This window comes from Diaphorobacter sp. B2A2W2, assembly GCF_056730635.1.
In genome coordinates, this window is sequence record NZ_JBWZOR010000007.1 from 73,467 (window position 1) to 87,826 (window position 14,360).

General features: G+C 63.6%; 12 protein-coding genes. 5 read left to right on the forward strand and 7 right to left on the reverse strand.

The annotated features are described in order from the left end of the window. Nucleotides 1–14 precede the first annotated feature (14 nt). The 5 genes from AC1PPL_RS12955 (at nt 15) to AC1PPL_RS12975 (ending at nt 7,532) form a co-directional block, all read left to right on the forward strand. Nucleotides 15–1,523 carry a sigma-54-dependent transcriptional regulator gene (locus AC1PPL_RS12955; protein ID WP_479973457.1) on the forward strand — a complete coding sequence of 503 codons (1,509 nt, stop codon included), beginning with the start codon at nt 15–17 and terminating at the stop codon, nt 1,521–1,523. Beyond that, complete coding sequence (gene ampD / locus AC1PPL_RS12960) at nt 1,504–2,103, forward strand: 1,6-anhydro-N-acetylmuramyl-L-alanine amidase AmpD (protein ID WP_479973458.1); 600 nt, start codon at nt 1,504–1,506, stop codon at nt 2,101–2,103. The genes AC1PPL_RS12955 and ampD overlap by 20 nt, the downstream gene beginning before the upstream one ends. A 356-nt stretch (nt 2,104–2,459) precedes the next feature. Beyond that, nucleotides 2,460–5,384 (forward strand): ribonucleoside-diphosphate reductase subunit alpha, encoded by a 2,925-nt coding sequence (locus AC1PPL_RS12965; RefSeq protein WP_479973459.1) that lies wholly within the window; start codon nt 2,460–2,462, stop codon nt 5,382–5,384. Between the two features lie 138 nt (nt 5,385–5,522). Continuing rightward, the gene (locus AC1PPL_RS12970) at nt 5,523–6,713 is read left to right on the forward strand and encodes a ribonucleotide-diphosphate reductase subunit beta (RefSeq protein ID WP_011806728.1); all 1,191 of its coding nucleotides are present in this window, start codon (nt 5,523–5,525) and stop codon (nt 6,711–6,713) included. 180 nt (nt 6,714–6,893) lie between these two features. Next, nucleotides 6,894–7,532 carry a histone gene (locus tag AC1PPL_RS12975; protein WP_479973460.1) on the forward strand — a complete coding sequence of 213 codons (639 nt, stop codon included), beginning with the start codon at nt 6,894–6,896 and terminating at the stop codon, nt 7,530–7,532. Between the two features lie 96 nt (nt 7,533–7,628). Here the strand turns inward: AC1PPL_RS12975 and AC1PPL_RS12980 are convergent, their stop codons facing one another. The 7 genes from AC1PPL_RS12980 to AC1PPL_RS13010 all read right to left on the reverse strand — a co-directional run bounded on the left by AC1PPL_RS12980 (nt 7,629) and on the right by AC1PPL_RS13010 (nt 14,149). Beyond that, a complete protein-coding gene (locus AC1PPL_RS12980) occupies nt 7,629–8,525 on the reverse strand; it encodes a carbohydrate kinase family protein (protein WP_047350669.1) in 897 nt (298 codons plus the stop codon). Between the two features lie 25 nt (nt 8,526–8,550). After that, on the reverse strand, nt 8,551–9,888 hold the full coding sequence (locus AC1PPL_RS12985; protein ID WP_479973461.1) for a zinc-ribbon and DUF3426 domain-containing protein: 1,338 nt from the start codon (nt 9,886–9,888) through the stop codon (nt 8,551–8,553). 49 nt (nt 9,889–9,937) lie between these two features. Beyond that, the gene (gene prmA, locus AC1PPL_RS12990) at nt 9,938–10,831 is read right to left on the reverse strand and encodes a 50S ribosomal protein L11 methyltransferase (RefSeq protein ID WP_088888362.1); all 894 of its coding nucleotides are present in this window, start codon (nt 10,829–10,831) and stop codon (nt 9,938–9,940) included. Between the two features lie 84 nt (nt 10,832–10,915). Next, nucleotides 10,916–12,265 (reverse strand): acetyl-CoA carboxylase biotin carboxylase subunit, encoded by a 1,350-nt coding sequence (gene accC, locus AC1PPL_RS12995; RefSeq protein WP_011806733.1) that lies wholly within the window; start codon nt 12,263–12,265, stop codon nt 10,916–10,918. A 113-nt stretch (nt 12,266–12,378) separates the two neighbouring features. Further along, nucleotides 12,379–12,843, reverse strand: coding sequence for an acetyl-CoA carboxylase biotin carboxyl carrier protein (gene accB / locus AC1PPL_RS13000; RefSeq protein ID WP_011806734.1), 465 nt, complete (start codon nt 12,841–12,843; stop codon nt 12,379–12,381). Nucleotides 12,844–12,953: 110 nt separating this feature from the next. Continuing rightward, on the reverse strand, nt 12,954–13,541 hold the full coding sequence (locus tag AC1PPL_RS13005; protein WP_088888360.1) for a TlpA family protein disulfide reductase: 588 nt from the start codon (nt 13,539–13,541) through the stop codon (nt 12,954–12,956). Beyond that, entirely contained in the window at nt 13,538–14,149 is a 612-nt protein-coding gene (locus tag AC1PPL_RS13010) for a hypothetical protein (RefSeq protein ID WP_088888359.1), read from the reverse strand. The genes AC1PPL_RS13005 and AC1PPL_RS13010 overlap by 4 nt, the downstream gene beginning before the upstream one ends. Nucleotides 14,150–14,360: the final 211 nt, after the last annotated feature.

Below are 14,360 nucleotides of genomic sequence, written 5' to 3' on the forward strand. Positions count from 1 at the left end.
ACGGCCCACAGACCATGAATGCATCCACTGCCTCCATTCTTGTCGTCGATGACGAACCCGATCTGCGCACCCTCTATGAGCTGACCCTGCTGCGCGAAGGCTACCGCGTGGAGACCGCCGCCAGCGTGGACGGCGCGCGCCAACAGCTGCAGACGCAGAAGTTCGACGTCGTGATCACCGACATGCGGCTGCCCGACGGCTTCGGCATGGACTTGCTGCACGACCTGCGCAGCCAGCAGCGGCGTGAACGCTGCGTGGTCATGACGGCCTATGGATCGGCCGAGAACGCGGTGGAGGCGCTGCGCGCGGGCGCGTTCGACTACCTGACCAAGCCCGTGGACCTGAAGCAATTCCGTGCCGTGGTGGCCTCGGCGGTGCAGGGTATTGGCGCCGTACTGGCGGCGCCCAAAGCCACCCGCCCCGGCGCACGCAACGTCACGCAGTGGCCGGACATGCAAGATCCTGTGCTGGATCGCCTGATCGGCGACTCCGAAGCCATGCGCAATGTGAAGCAGCGCATCGCCAAGGTGGCGCGCAGCATGGCCCCCGTGCTGGTGCGTGGCGAGTCAGGCACGGGCAAGGAACTGGTGGCCCGCGCGCTGCATGCCAGCAGCCAGCGCTCCGAAGGCCCGCTGATCGCCGTCAACTGCGGCGCGATTCCCGAGAACCTGCTGGAGGCAGAGTTCTTTGGCGCGCGCAAGGGTTCCTACACCGGCTCTACGCACGACCGGGAGGGCTACTTCCAGGCCGCCCGTGGAGGCACGTTGTTCCTTGACGAAATTGGCGACCTGCCGCTGCCCATGCAATCCAAACTGCTGCGTGCGATCCAGGAGCGCACGGTACGGCCCCTGGGCTCCACGCAGGAAGAAGCCGTGGACGTGCGCATCGTCAGCGCCACGCACCGAGACCTGGCCGCTGACGTGCAGGCGGGGCGCTTCCGCCAGGATCTGTATTACCGGCTGAATGTCATCGAACTGCTGATCCCACCGTTGCGCGAGCGGCGAGAGGACCTGCCCGCGCTGTGCGAGGCCTTGCTGGCCCGTATCGAGCAAGAATCGGGGGTGGCCATTCCCCGCCTGACGGAAGAAGCGCTGCGGTGCATCGCACAGCACCCGCTCACCGGCAATGTGCGCGAGCTGGAAAACCTGCTGCATCGCGCGGTAGCCCTCAGCGATGGCCATGAGCTGCACGTTGAAGGCGCGCCAGCCCCCACCGTGGAGGCACCGCCACCCCTACCGCAGCCCGTACCGTCCGCACCAGCCATCGCACAGCCCGCTGAGCCGCACGCGCCCCCTCGTTGGTCCGGCATCAGCGAAGGCATGCCCCTGCCCAACGATCTGCAAGCCTGGCTCGACCAGCAGGAACGGGAAATACTCGTGCGCGCCCTGCGCGAGGCGGGTTTCAACCGCACGGCCACCGCAGCCCGCCTGGGCATCAGCCTGCGCCAGATCCGTTACCGGATTGCCCGGCTGCACATCGAGGTACCGCAAGACGGCGACAGCCATGGCGACGCGCAGCCCTGAGCCTGCGGCCCGGCGGCCCGCCTGGCACGGCGGCTGGTACGCGAATGCGAGACGCATGGACTCGCCCAACCACGGGCCACGCCCCCCGCAGGCCAGCGTGGACCTCATCGTGGTGCATTCCATCAGCCTTCCCCCCGGGCAGTTTGGCGGGGACCATGTCCACCGGCTTTTCATGAACCAGCTGGACTGGGGCGCCCATCCTTATTTCCAGCAGATTCGCGGCCTGGAAGTGTCGACGCATTTCTTCATCACGCGCGCGGGTGTGCTGTGGCAGTTCGTGGACGTGGGCCGACGCGCCTGGCACGCGGGCCGTTCCCATTACCGGGGGCGCGATGCCTGCAACGACGACTCGATCGGCGTTGAGCTCGAAGGGCTGGAAGGCGGGAGCTTCGAGCAGGCGCAGTACACCACCCTTGTGACCCTTTGCGAGGCGCTGCGGCAGCGCTACCCCGTGCGCTACATCGCAGGACATGAGCACATCGCCCCTGAACGCAAACACGACCCAGGCCCTGGGTTTGACTGGCGTGTACTTTATGGAGCCTTCGCCGGCACGGGTGTTCTTTTTCCGCCGGGGTGCTGATCCCTCCAGCCACCCGGACGCATTGCCGCACTTTGCGCCTTCGCCTCGCCTTCACTGCTCAGGATGAAGTTGCACGCGCGTTTGCGCGCAAGATCGGCCGGCATGCCGCACCATGGCTCAAGCCGTCGGATGCGGGCCTGACCCTACGGAGGCTGCGACGGCAGTAGAAGGCCCAGGCGTTCAATCACGACGAAACGATCTCGCCAGCCTCTTATGGGGATACACTACCCCTAGTGTCTTGAACCATCAAGACACACTAGATATAGTGTGCGGCGACAGTCTACGCCGCCGTTTCGCCGGCCGAAGGTGACTGCCCGTCCGCCTGGCCATTTCTCCGAACACCTCCGAGGACCTCCATGCACGCTGCGCCCCTATCCGTTCCTGTTGACACCCCATCGCCTGCACGGGCCACCCCGTCGGCCACGCCGACCGGGGCCCATCCACTGATGCACTACCAGATCATCCGCCGCAACGGCGCCGTGGTGCCCTTCGAGCCGCAAAAAATCGCCGTGGCGATGATGAAAGCATTCCTGGCCGTTCACGGGGCACAGGGAGCAGCCTCGGCGAGCGTGCGCGAAGTGGTCGATCAGCTGACCCAGGCAGTCGTGCGCGCGCTGATGCGCTCGCGCCCCGCAGGAGGAACGTTCCACATTGAGGACGTGCAGGACCAGGTGGAGCTGGGCTTGATGCGAGGCAGCCATCATGAGGTGGCACGCGCCTACGTGCTCTACCGCGAGCGCCGCGCGCAAGAACGCGCACAGAAGAAGGAACAACTGCTACCCCAGATGCCGGCCCTGTATGTACAGGACCAAGGTCAGCGCGTGGAGCTTGACATTCTGCGCCTGCAGAGCCTGGTAGAAGCCGCATGCACGGGCCTGGGATCGGACGTCCAGGCCGCGCCCATCATCGCGGAGACCATGCGCAACCTGTACGACGGCGTACCCATGGACGAGGTGTACAAGGCATCCATCCTCGCGGCGCGCACCCTGATCGAGAAAGATCCCGGCTACACCTACGCGACGGCACGACTGTTGCTGCACACCATCGTGCGCGAGGTGTTAGGCCGCGACGTGAATCCCGCCGACATGGCCCTGGCCTACGCCGAAAATTTTCCACAGTTCATCCGCCAGGGCGTGGACAACGAGTTGCTCGACCCGCGCCTGATGGAATTCGACCTGCAGCGCCTGGGAAGCGCACTGAAGGCCGAGCGCGACCTGCAGTTCGACTATCTTGGCCTACAGACGCTGTACGACCGCTACTTCCTGCATGTGCGCAAAACGCGCATCGAGCTGCCTCAGACCTTTTTCATGCGCGTGGCCATGGGCCTGGCGCTGCGCGAGGACGACCGCAACGCCCGCGCCATCGAGTTCTACGAACTGCTCAGCTCCTTCGATTTTATGAGCAGCACGCCCACGCTGTTCAACAGCGGCACATTGCGCTCGCAGCTGTCCAGCTGCTACCTGACGACGGTGCCCGACGAGCTGGAGGGCATCTACGAATCCATCAAGGAAAACGCCCTGCTGTCCAAGTTCGCGGGCGGCCTGGGTAACGACTGGACACGCGTACGCGCCCTCGGTGCACGCATCAAGGGCACGAACGGCGAGTCGCAAGGCGTGGTGCCGTTCCTCAAGGTGGTCAACGACACGGCCGTGGCCGTGAACCAGGGCGGCAAGCGCAAGGGTGCCGTCTGCACCTACCTGGAAAGCTGGCACCTGGACATCGAAGAATTCCTGGAGCTGCGCAAGAACACCGGCGACGACCGGCGACGCACACACGACATGAACACGGCCAACTGGATTCCCGACCTGTTCATGAAACGCGTAATGGAAAAGGGCCTGTGGACACTGTTTTCCCCCTCGGATGTCCCTGACCTGCACGACCTGTACGGACAGGCCTTCGAAAAAGCCTACATCGCCTACGAGGCCAAGGCCGAGAGCGGCGAGCTGCCCCTGTTCAAACGCGTACCGGCCGTCGACCTCTGGCGCAAGATGCTGTCCATGCTGTTCGAGACCGGCCATCCCTGGATCACCTTCAAGGACCCGTGCAACGTCCGCTCTCCCCAGCAGCATGTAGGCGTAGTGCACAGTTCCAATCTCTGTACCGAGATCACGCTCAACACCAGCGATGCCGAGACGGCCGTGTGCAACCTGGGATCGGTGAACCTCGCGCGCCATCTCAAGGACGGAGGCGTCGACCACGACAAGCTGCGCAAAACCGTGAGCACGGCCATGCGCATGCTGGACAACGTGATTGACATCAACTACTACGCCGTACAGAAGGCCAAGGACTCCAACCTGCGCCACCGCCCCGTCGGCCTGGGCCTGATGGGGTTCCAGGACGCGCTGTATGAACTGCGCATCCCCTACGCAAGCGACGCCGCAGTGGAGTTTGCCGATACCTCCATGGAGGCTCTCTGCTATTACGCCTACTGGGCCTCAACCGATCTCGCCCAAGAACGGGGCCAATACTCCAGTTACCAGGGTTCTCTGTGGTCCCAGGGCATCCTGCCGCTGGATTCACTGCAGTTGCTGCAGCAGGAACGTGGCGGGTACGTGGAGGTGGACCGTACGACCCGTCTGGACTGGGACATGCTGCGCGCCAAGATCGCGCAAGACGGCATGCGCAACTCCAACTGCATCGCCATTGCGCCCACAGCCACCATCTCTAACATCGTTGGCGTGGACGCCTCCATTGAGCCCTCCTTCGGCAATCTCTCCGTCAAATCCAACCTCTCGGGAGAGTTCACGGTCATCAACCAGTACCTGGTGCGCGACCTGAAGCAGCTGGGCCTGTGGGACGACGTGATGCTCATGGACCTCAAGCACTTCAAGGGATCGCTGCACGCGATCGACCGCGTTCCCCTCACCGTCAAGGCACTGTATGCCACGGCCTTTGAAGTCGCTCCCACCTGGCTCGTCGAAGCGGCGGCGCGTCGACAGAAATGGATCGACCAGGCGCAGAGCCTGAACATCTATATGGCCGGCGCCTCAGGCAAGAAGCTCGACGAGACATACAAGCTTGCGTGGATACGCGGTCTGAAGACCACTTACTACCTGCGCACGCAGAGCGCGACGCATGTGGAGATGAGTACCGTGAACACACGCCAGCTCAATGCCGTCGCGTCCGGCGCAAGCGACACGGGGGAGGGAACGATGGCACCAAGCTCGGCACTGAACGCTGCCGTGGCCGCAGCGCAGGCGCAGGCGCAGGCTGCTGCCATCCCTGCGACCGACGTGAAGTTCTGTGCCATTGACGACCCCGGCTGCGAAGCCTGCCAGTAATGCCGTGCGCATGCGGGCGCAGCGCGACACTCCGTCGCCTCGTTCGCATGTGTCGTGAAGCAACAGATCACGCCTGGCAACGCTTCGGTGCTTTTCATTTTGAAGCACTGCTTCCATAATCCGACCACTGGAAAACCTATGCTCACCTGGGACGACGAAGTCAAGCCCTCATCGCAAAAACTCTTGGACGGCAGTCACTCCAACGACCGCCCTGTGGAGCCTCCGCCAAACGGTTTCCAAGCACCCGTGTTGCAGTCCGTCGCCAGCACTTCGACGCGCACTGCCCCTACCGCGTCTGCAGCACCCCAACACCGCCGCGTGTCTGCGGTCGACAAACGCATCATCAATGGCCAGACCGACGTCAACCAGCTGGTGCCGTTCAAGTACAAGTGGGCGTGGGAGAAATACCTCGCCACCTGCGCCAACCACTGGATGCCGCAGGAAGTGAACATGACGCGGGACATCGCACTCTGGAAGGACCCGAACGGCCTGACCGAGGACGAACGGCGCATCGTCAAGCGCAACCTGGGCTTCTTCGTCACGGCCGACTCGCTGGCCGCCAACAACATCGTGCTGGGCACCTACCGCCACATCACGGCGCCGGAATGCCGGCAGTTCCTGTTGCGCCAGGCGTTCGAGGAAGCCATCCACACCCATGCGTACCAGTACATCGTGGAGTCTCTGGGCTTGGACGAAGGCGAGATTTTCAACGCCTACAACGAGGTCCAGTCCATTCGCGACAAGGACGAGTTCCTGATCCCCTTCATCGAAGCGATCATGGATCCGCGCTTCACGACCGGCACACCCGAGAGCGACCAGACACTACTCAAGTCGCTGATCGTTTTTGCCTGCCTGATGGAAGGTCTGTTCTTCTACGTGGGTTTCACGCAAATCCTGGCACTCGGCCGCCAGAACAAGATGACCGGCGCTGCCGAGCAGTACCAGTACATCCTGCGCGACGAGTCCATGCACTGCAACTTCGGCATCGACCTGATCAACCAGCTCAAGCTCGAAAACCCACATCTGTGGACGGCCGAGTTCAAGGACGAGATCAAGGCTCTGTTCATCAAGGCAGTGGAACTGGAATACCGTTATGCCGAAGACACCATGCCGCGTGGCGTGCTGGGTATGAACGCTTCCATGTTCAAAGGCTACCTGCGCTACATCGCGAACCGCCGCGCCACACAGATCGGGCTGGAAGCGCTCTTTCCGAATGAAGAGAATCCGTTTCCCTGGATGAGCGAGATGATTGATCTGAAGAAGGAACGCAACTTCTTCGAGACGCGCGTCATCGAGTACCAGTCGGGCGGCGCCTTGTCCTGGGACTGACATCTTCGTAGACCAGGCCATGATTTTTCAACCACGCTCCGCGCACACAGCACCGTTCGGCGCTGCGGCCTTGGGGCGTTTCCGCATTCGTGGTGACGCATATTCAGTCGTCGCCATGGATCGCTCCACGCCCAATGCAGGCGTGGGGTGCTCTTTGCAAATCGACCCAAGGAGAAAATGATGGCAACTGCGAAGAAACCCGCTGCAAAGAAAGCAGCTCCCGCTAAGAAGACGGCTCCAGCCAAGAAAGCTGCAGCGCCCGCCAAAAAGGCCGTAGCAGCCAAGAAGGCAGCGCCGGTCAAGAAGGCAGCCGCTCCTGCCAAAAAGGCCGTAGCAGCCAAGAAGGTAGCACCCGCCAAGAAGGCAGCCGCTCCTGCCAAAAAGGCCGTAGCAGCCAAGAAGGCAGCGCCCGCCAAGAAGGCAGCCGCTCCTGCCAAAAAGGCCGTAGCAGCCAAGAAGGCAGCACCCGCCAAGAAGGCAGCCGCTCCTGCCAAAAAGGCCGTAGCAGCCAAGAAGGCAGCACCCGCCAAGAAGGCAGCCGCTCCCGCCAAAAAGGCCGTAGCAGCCAAGAAGGCAGCACCCGCCAAGAAGGCAGCCGCTCCTGCCAAAAAGGCCGTAGCAGCCAAGAAGGCAGCACCCGCCAAGAAGGCAGCCGCTCCTGCCAAAAAGGCCGTAGCAGCCAAGAAGGCAGCACCCGCCAAGAAGGCAGCCGCGCCCGCGAAGAAGGCTAAGGCTCCTGCCGCAGCGCCTGCTCCTGTCGCGCAAACAACGCTGAACCCGCAAGCCGCATGGCCCTTCCCTACGGGTGGCAAGCCATAAGGCTACGGGACAGTCCAGCCTACGACCCGGTGCTTGCACCGGGTTTTTTTATGGCAAAGCCGCAGTCAGAAACGCTGCTTCAATCCCGGCGCTCGCTCAGTCAGGTTGAAAGTCCAGCTGGTAATTCTGCGGGCCGCGTTGCGCGATCTTGAGCGCGCCCAGCCGGTTGCCCAACTGAGCGCAACGTGCCAGGGTCCACCCCTTCTCCAGGCCGTAGAGCAAACCGCCACGCCAGGCATCCCCGCAGCCCGTGGGGTCCACCACCTGCGCCGGTTGCACAGGGGGAACATGCGTCCTGACACCCTGTTCCCAAATTTCACATCCCTGTGCTCCCAGTGTGACGATCAGGCCGCGGACCCGATGCGAGATCTCTGCCAGGCTCCAGCCCGTACGGTCGCACAACATCTTGCCTTCGTAATCATTGACGGCGATCCAGCTCGCCTGCTCGATGAATCGACGCAGGTCTGCGCCATCGAACATGGGCAACCCCTGTCCCGGATCGAACACGAACGGAATGCCCGCCTCGACGAATTGCGCCGCGTGCTGCAGCATGGCCTCACGGCCATCCGGCGCGATGATGCCCACGTGCGCACCCGCCCCGGGCGGGATGCGGTGCAGGTGGGCCTGCATCATGGCACCGGGGTGGAACGCCGTGATCTGGTTGTTGTCCCGATCGGTCATGATCATCGCCTGGGCGGTGTATGTATCCTCCACGCGGCCGACAAAGCGGGTGTCGACGCCGAGTTGCTGCAGTCGCGCCAAGTATTCGCCGCCATCAGCGCCCAGCATGGCCATGGGCAGCGGGTTGCCTCCCAACAGCTTGAGGCTGTATGCGATATTGCCAGCGCATCCTCCAAAGTCGCGGCGCAATGTGGGAACGAGAAACGACACATTCAGGATATGCAGTTGCTCGGGCAATATTTGCTCTGCAAAACGCCCATCGAACGTCATGATGGTGTCGAAGGCCAGGGAACCGCAAATCAGCGCAGCCATAGGGTCAAAGCTCAAGAGTAAAAAATCAGGGATAGAAGGCCACCAGCCGATAGCCGGCCACCTGCGCAGCACCCTGGATCACCTGCAACGGCAGTGCACCGCTCCACACGAAACCTGGTGCCAATTCCAGGGGGGCCCCCAGTTCGTCACGCAGCAATACGCGCCGCACAATGGGTTGGTCTTGCGCATCCGTCAGCGTGAGTTCCAGCGCCGGCATCGCAACGGCCTGGGTCGACGTATTCTTCACGCTCATCTGCAACTGGTACCCGGACGGATCGTGGCGCGCCTTCAGAAACGATGAGCTGTCGATGACCACTGCCGTGATGTGCCGTGGAGGTTGCAGCACGCACTGCAAGCGCCCGCATAGTCGTTCCATCCAGGCGCGGGCCACGGGATGACGCGATGCGATGTCGTCCCGTTCCTGGATGGTGATTTGGAGAAGCAAGGCCACCACCAACGTCAGGCCGACCAAGGACAGGCCCACACGCACCGAGGGCCTGCGCCAGAACGCGTTGCGCCGCGCAGCCTTCACGAAGCCAGGTTCAATGACGGGATCCGTGCGGTCGTCGGCGTGCCCTTCTTCCCGCTCCAGCGATGGCGCGCCTGCATCCTCCGATGGCGCCAGGGACTCCAGCGGTTCAGCCGGGCTGGGCGCCATCTCTGGTGATTCGATGGTCTCCTGCGCCGCCCTCCCCGCAGCGGACGTGGCCCCCTCCTCTGTGGGTACCGGTGAAACCAGAACGGCAGGTGCTTCCGCGGATTCGCGGCTGCTGGGTTCCTCCGATTCCGCATCGTCCTCAAGAGGCGCCGCCGGTAACTCGTAACCCTGCGGGAGCGTATGGACTGGCGGGGCGTGAATATCGCGCGCGGCTGGAGAGAGGGGCGCCGCATCGGCATCCACCAGGGGCGCGGCCATTGCTTTCGGCGTCTTCGCAGGCGCTGCGCCCTCCGGATTCGCCAGCAGAAAGGCGGGGACCGGGGGCGGTGGGGGAACCCATGGTGGAGTTTCGCTTTCCGTACGCAGGCCTTCATCCACCGCGGGAACCACTTCCTGCGGTGCCCACGCGGCCGCTGCAGACATCATCGGGTCCGGCGCAAGCGATGTTGGAGCCTCCACATGCCGCGCACTGCCCCAGACCTGAATGCCTTCCGAGGCTTTACCGACGGGCTGTGGCGGAGGCTTGAGCGCATCCAGAAGCAGGTCGGAAAGCAACGGCTCCGCCTCCTGCACCTGCAAGTGCTGCGATGCATCGAACACCTCCTTGCAGTGTCCGCATCGCACCCAGCCTTCCGATATCCGCAGCTGATCGGCAACCACCCGAAAGGTGGTGGAGCAGTGGGGGCAGCGGGTGATCTGGCTCATCGGCTGTGGATTGTAGGGGCCCCTCTACGGCCCCGCGCAGCCCGCGCGGTTAGCGACGCGCGGTCATCAGGATCCAGCCATCCTCACGGTCCGACACCTGCAGCTGCAGCCACGGCGCATAGGCCTCCTGCAGCTCCTCCGCCTGCCGCTCCAGGATGCCGGCCAGCACAAGGTGCCCGCCCTGCGCAACATGGCCGCTGAGCAAGGGCGCCAGCACCTTCAGCGGCGTCGCCAGAATATTCGCCAACACGGTCTGGTATTGCCCTTGCGCCCGCTCGGGCAGACCCGCGTTCACCTGCACGCCGTTGGCTTGCGCATTTTGTCGCGTGGATTCCACGGCTGCCGTGTCAATGTCCACCGCGTCGATCTCTGTGGCGCCAAATTTCGCGGCGCCGATCGCCAGGATGCCGGAGCCGCAGCCATAGTCGAGCACGCGCCCCAGCGCCTGCCCGGCCGCGTCGCCATGTTTGGCAATCCAGCGCAGGCACATGCGCGTGGTTGGGTGGGTTCCCGTGCCAAAGGCCAGCCCTGGATCCAGGCGGATGCTACGGCGCGCAGCCGCGGGCATCTCGTGCCACGTCGGCACGATCCAGAAATCGGGCGTGATGTCCACCGGCGCGAACTGGGATTGCGTGAGCCGGACCCAGTCCTGCTCCTGCACCACACTCACCCCCTGCACGATGCAGCCCTCGAAGAAATCCTGGGCCTGCAACAGTTGCCGCGCCTCCTCGGCCGCCTCTTGCGTAGGAAACAGGGCAGTGATGCGGCTACGCTGCCAACCCTCACGCGGGGCCGGCATGCCAGGTTCTCCAAAAAGCGCCTGCTCGGCATCGGTGTGCGCGTCGGCATCTTCCACGGACACGCTCAAGGCTTCCAGCGCATCGAGCGCGTCGCTCACGGTCTCCACCCGTTCCTCGGGACACAACAGGTTCAGCTCGAACATGGGATCAACCTCCTTGCACGCGATCCATGAAAAAAGCTGGCATCCGTTTCCGGATGCCAGCGGGCAGGTCAGAAGTGCTGACGATCAGCGCTGGCGCTGCGACAGCCACTCCTCCAAGTAGTGGATGTTGGTGCCGCCCGCTACGAACTTGGCGTCCACCATGAGTTCGCGGTGCAGCGCCACGTTGGTATTGATGCCTTCGATCACCGTTTCCGACAGTGCCGTGCGCATGCGCGCTAGGGCTTGCTCGCGCGTATCGCCGTGCACGATGATCTTGCCGATCATGGAGTCGTAATTCGGCGGCACGTAGTAGTTCGTATAGGCGTGCGAGTCCACGCGCACGCCCGGGCCGCCAGGCGCGTGCCACATCGTGATGCGCCCCGGCGACGGGATGAACTTGTAGGGGTCCTCGGCGTTCACCCGGCATTCGATCGCATGGCCATGGATCTGAACCTGGCGCTGAGTGAACGGCAGTTTTTCGCCCGCAGCCACCATGATTTGCGTGCGCACGATGTCCACGCCCGTGATCCACTCGGTCACCGGGTGCTCCACCTGCACGCGGGTGTTCATCTCGATGAAGTAGAACTCGCCGTTCTCGTACAGGAACTCGAACGTACCCGCACCGCGGTAGCCGATCTTCTTGCAGGCAGCCACGCAGCGTTCGCCAATCTTCTCGATCAGCTTGCGCGGAATACCCGGTGCCGGCGCTTCCTCGATCACCTTCTGGTGGCGACGCTGCATGGAGCAGTCGCGCTCGCCCAAGTACACGGCATTGCGGTACTTGTCGGCCAGTATCTGGATCTCTATATGGCGCGGGTTCTGGAGGAATTTCTCCATGTACACGGCCGGGTTGCCAAAGGCGGCCTGCGCCTCGGCCTTGGTCATCTGCACCGCATTAACCAGCGCCGCCTCGGTGTGCACCACCCGCATGCCACGGCCGCCACCACCGCCAGCGGCCTTGATGATGACCGGGTAACCGATGCTCTTGGCAATGCGGCGGATCTGCACCGGATCATCCGGCAACTCGCCATCGGAGCCCGGCACGCAGGGTACGCCCGCGCGGATCATGGCCTGCTTGGCCGACACCTTGTCACCCATCATGCGGATGGAGTCGGGCGTCGGGCCGATGAACTGGAACCCGCTCTTTTCGACCCGTTCGGCGAAATCGGCATTTTCCGACAGGAAGCCATACCCCGGGTGAATGGCCTCGGCGTCCGTCACCTCGGCCGCCGAAATGATGGCAGGCATGTTGAGGTAGGACAGCGGCGAGGGCGCGGGGCCGATGCACACAGCCTCCTCCGCCAGCTTGACATATTTGGCGTCGCGGTCGGCCTCGGAATAGACCATCACGGCCTTCACGCCCAGTTCGTGGCAGGCACGCTGGATTCGCAGGGCAATCTCGCCGCGATTGGCGACCAAAATCTTCTTAAACATGGTTGGCCTCGCGGCTCAAGGCCGCATGCAGACAAAAACCCGCGCCAGCGCCTGGTGCTGCCAGGCACGCGCAACGAGCGCATGCGGCGGGGGCTGAAGCGCTCATGCGCGGCTTACTCGATGACGAACAGCGGCTGCCCGTATTCCACCGCCTGCCCGTTCTCACCCAGGATGCGGGTCACCGTGCCGGACTTGTCGGCCTCGATCTCGTTCAGGATCTTCATGGCTTCGACGATGCACACCGTGTCACCTTCCTTGACCTTGCTGCCCACCTCGACAAACGGCTTCGCGCCCGGGCTGGACGCGCGATAGAACGTACCCACCATGGGCGACTTGACGATATGGCCAGAAGGGGCCGCCGCCGCGGGGGCAGGCAATTCAGCGACGGGCGCGGTGGGCGCGGCCGCTACGGGCGCGGCGGCCATGGGTGTTTGGACGGGAGCGGCGACGAACTGCTGCACCACGGCCCCGCCGCTCTTCACGATGCGGACCTTGCCCTCGGCTTCGGTGATCTCGAGTTCAGAAACATTCGACTCGGAGACCAGATCGATGAGGGTCTTGAGTTTTCGCAAATCCATGGGGGCTCCAACGGCTAGAAACGGAATGGGGAGCGAATTTACCCTAATTTCGGACTATTTCACCGAAACGACCCCAATTGCCACCATCTCCATTGAGGAAACACAGGCGCTCACCACGTTGTGGACCAGCCTTGGAGATCCTGCGCCGTTAGTTGGCCCATTTTACGCTTCAAAATGCTGCCATTTGCGCCAAACAGTACGGTAAAGGGCAGCCCGCCCTTTTCGTTGCCCAGCCCGCGTGCCAGGTCGGTGCCGCCCAGCCCCCCCAAGGCGATTGGGAAATCGAGAGGCATGCGCTCTAGAAATTTGCGCACGTTGGAAGGCTGATCGATCGCCAAGCCCACAACCTGCCACCCTTTGGCGCGGTGTTCCCCATAAAAGGCATTGAGCAGCGGCAGTTCTTCCACGCACGGGGGGCACCAGGTGGCCCAAAAATTCAACAGCAGGGGGCGACCCCGCAAGGCGGCCATGGACAGCACTTCGCCCGCCGGGCCTTCAAACTGCGCGTCCCAGACGGCGTCGGACACGCCCTCCTGCACCGGGCCCGGCCGCAGCCGCCAGGCCGCCAGGCCCGCTCCTCCCAGGGCGGCAAGGGCACCGGCCCCCACCAGCAGCCAGCGGCGGCGGCGGAGCGGATGGGCGCTCGGCGCCTTTGCGGAATCGGCAGACGCCGAAGAGGAAAGAGTGGGCTCGTTCATGAAGACAGGGTGGAAGTAGGCATTTCCTGCAGCAACCGGCGCACGGCTTGCAGATCACCCCGGGGCGCGCGCCCCCGGGCGTCGGGGCGCAGCGCGCCACGCAGGTCGTCCAGGTCATAGATCAGCAGATGCACGCCGATCTCTTCGTGCAACGCGGCGGATCGGCTGCTCAGACTCAAAGCATCGACCGGCTCGCCCCGCAAACCCATGACGGTGCGCGGCTCGTAATTCACATGGTGGTCGATGAGGGCAATCTCGGCCGATTTGGGATCGTCGCAGAACAGCGCCAGGTAGATGTCGGACAGCCGTGTGGCCGTGCCGTGCCAGACCGCACCGCCCAGGTAGGGGCGGAAGTCCTGCATGCGTTGCATCCACACCAGTGCCAATTCGCGCAGCGCCCGCAATTCGGAGGGTTGGGTATCGGCGCAAAACAGGCCGATGTACTCCCGCACGGCGTCCTCGACGAGGTCGTTGTCGGGCAGCGGCGTGCGCTGGGGCAGCCCCAGTTCCTTGACCGCGCGGCGCTTGGCCGCCCCCCACTCCAGCCCCTCCTCGACCACCAGGCGGGCTGCGGCATTGGCGATTTCGATGGCAAGGGCGTTTTGCATGGCGGCACGGTCCAGAACGCAGGACGTCCATTGTCGCCCCAATGCCCCGCAATACCGTCGACGCAACCGTGACGGCGCACCCGCCGCAGGGGCAATGCACCATGCATCCGCCATTTGCTCCTTATTCGATAGCTGTTCGCGCTTGATCAACGGGCGTTAGACCCATTTTTCTCATAAATCCTGGAGGTTCCACCGAGGTCCATAGAATCGG

Coding starts and splice junctions, on each gene's coding strand:
- AC1PPL_RS12985 (WP_479973461.1), bottom strand. CDS start 9,888: ATGAGCCAGATCACCCGCTGCCCCCACTGCTCCACCACCTTTCGGGTG.
- AC1PPL_RS13005 (WP_088888360.1), bottom strand. CDS start 13,541: ATGAACGAGCCCACTCTTTCCTCTTCGGCGTCTGCCGATTCCGCAAAG.
- AC1PPL_RS12980 (WP_047350669.1), bottom strand. CDS start 8,525: ATGGCTGCGCTGATTTGCGGTTCCCTGGCCTTCGACACCATCATGACG.
- accC (WP_011806733.1), bottom strand. CDS start 12,265: ATGTTTAAGAAGATTTTGGTCGCCAATCGCGGCGAGATTGCCCTGCGA.
- AC1PPL_RS12975 (WP_479973460.1), top strand. CDS start 6,894: ATGGCAACTGCGAAGAAACCCGCTGCAAAGAAAGCAGCTCCCGCTAAG.
- AC1PPL_RS13010 (WP_088888359.1), bottom strand. CDS start 14,149: ATGCAAAACGCCCTTGCCATCGAAATCGCCAATGCCGCAGCCCGCCTG.
- ampD (WP_479973458.1), top strand. CDS start 1,504: ATGGCGACGCGCAGCCCTGAGCCTGCGGCCCGGCGGCCCGCCTGGCAC.
- accB (WP_011806734.1), bottom strand. CDS start 12,843: ATGGATTTGCGAAAACTCAAGACCCTCATCGATCTGGTCTCCGAGTCG.
- AC1PPL_RS12955 (WP_479973457.1), top strand. CDS start 15: ATGAATGCATCCACTGCCTCCATTCTTGTCGTCGATGACGAACCCGAT.
- AC1PPL_RS12970 (WP_011806728.1), top strand. CDS start 5,523: ATGCTCACCTGGGACGACGAAGTCAAGCCCTCATCGCAAAAACTCTTG.
- AC1PPL_RS12965 (WP_479973459.1), top strand. CDS start 2,460: ATGCACGCTGCGCCCCTATCCGTTCCTGTTGACACCCCATCGCCTGCA.
- prmA (WP_088888362.1), bottom strand. CDS start 10,831: ATGTTCGAGCTGAACCTGTTGTGTCCCGAGGAACGGGTGGAGACCGTG.